Origin of the sequence: Methanospirillum sp. (assembly GCF_035406105.1) — an archaeon.
GTDB lineage: Archaea > Halobacteriota > Methanomicrobia > Methanomicrobiales > Methanospirillaceae > Methanospirillum.
Map to the genome: position 1 here is coordinate 1 of NZ_DAONKG010000335.1, position 1708 is coordinate 1708.

The following is a 1708-nucleotide window of genomic DNA, read 5'->3' on the forward strand; positions in this document are numbered from 1 at the left end:
AGGCCAGGGAAGGGTATGAAAAAGTTTTTTCAGAGGGATATGTTCGGGATTATCCACTAGAGATTCTCAATACCGATGGTTCCATTACCCCTGTACTATACAATGCATCTGTATACCGAGATAAAAATGGGGAGATACAGGGGGTTTTTGCGGCAGCACGCGATATTTCAGTCCTCCTAAAGAATGAAGAGAAACTTTCAGAATCACTTGATCATTATCTACGAATTCTGGACGAGTTCCCAAATCCCATCTGGCGATCAGGAAAGGATGGAAAATGCAATTATTTCAACAAAGCCTGGCTGAAATTTACTGGCAGGACACCTGAACAGGAACAGGGAGATGGATGGGCTGATGGCGTCCACCCTGATGATCGTGACCAGTGCATATCCATATATATGTCATCATTCGAACGACGTGAACCATTTTCCATGGTATACCGGCTCCGCTACTATGATGGATCATATCATCGGATCGCTGATTATGGAGCCCCGATATATGATCTGAAAGGTGAATTTACCGGGTATATCGGATCATGCTATGACCTTGATGGCAAGAAGGACTCATGACCCGGGTTTTGTACGTTGATGATGATCCCCTGCTCCTTGATGTAGGGCGGCTCTATATCCAGAAGTTAAGTGATTTCACGGTTGATATTGCTGAATCCGCTACAGATGCACTCATCAGGCTTGGTCAGATCTCCTATGATGCCATTATTTCAGATTATCAGATGTCGGTTATGGATGGTCTCTCATTTCTGAGGCATCTTCGGCAAAACAGAAATAACATCCCGTTCATCCTTTTTACCAGCAAGGGAAGAGAAGAGGTGGTCATTGAGGCATTGAATAATGGTGCTGGTTATTACCTGCAAAAAGGAGGACAGCCTAAGGCACAGTTTACCGAGCTTATCCATAAAGTCAGACTTGCCATCGAAAAGAGACAGTCTGAAAAGCAGCTTCCCCGGTCACTCCAGCAGATAAAGCATATAATAAACCATCTGCCTGATCCTACCTTTGCCATAAACCTGAAAGGAGAAGTAATTGCATGGAATCGGGCTCAGGCTGCTCTCACCGGTCTTTCCGGAGATGAGACTATTGGAAGGGGAGAGGGCATTTATGCCAGGGCTCTCTATGGGGAAGACCAACCCATGCTTGTGGATGCTTATTTACCAAGATAATGAATGTGGAGTTCCGGATATAGAAAAAGAGAGTATCCTCCAGATAGGGTATGGTAAACATACCGGCTTTGGACTCTTTCTTATCAGGGAGATTTTGCAGATAACCGGGATCACCATCATCGAGAACGGAGTGCCAGGAAAGGAGGCTCAATTCGTTATGTCAGTTCCCAAAGGAAGATTTCGAACAGATACGCGATGATGGATCCGTCTGATTATTTTTCTCGCCGGGTATTTCACCGGTAATTCTAACAGCCAGTACATATAAGTGTATCATCATCAAAACAGAATGAAATACTCAATTCACATGACACAGAGAAAACTCCCCATCGGTATTCAGTCCTTTCAGGAGATTAGAACCGGAGGATATGCCTACGTAGATAAAACACCATATATTGCGTCTCTTGTGCGGGAAGGAAAATACTATTTTCTATCTCGTCCACGGAGATTCGGGAAAAGTCTTTTCATTGACACCCTCGATTGTGCTTTTTCCGGAAGAAATGATCTCTTCACAGGTCTGTATCTTTACTCAATGGA

General features: G+C 44.1%; 4 protein-coding genes. All 4 read left to right on the top strand.

All coding sequences use genetic code 11. From position 1 onward, the window contains the following. Window positions 1-566: PAS domain-containing protein (locus PLA23_RS13190; protein WP_324475504.1), on the top strand; the 566-nt coding region annotated here is incomplete at its 5' end. Continuing rightward, complete coding sequence (locus PLA23_RS13195) at window positions 563-1174, top strand: response regulator (protein ID WP_324330099.1); 612 nt, start codon at window positions 563-565, stop codon at window positions 1172-1174. The genes PLA23_RS13190 and PLA23_RS13195, both read left to right, overlap by 4 nt. Further along, complete coding sequence (locus PLA23_RS13200; protein ID WP_324330097.1) at window positions 1155-1373, top strand: hypothetical protein; 219 nt, start codon at window positions 1155-1157, stop codon at window positions 1371-1373. The genes PLA23_RS13195 and PLA23_RS13200 overlap by 20 nt, the downstream gene beginning before the upstream one ends. Window positions 1374-1478: 105 nt before the next feature. Then, window positions 1479-1708 (top strand): AAA family ATPase (locus PLA23_RS13205; protein WP_324475505.1); only part of this gene is annotated, 230 nt, incomplete at its 3' end.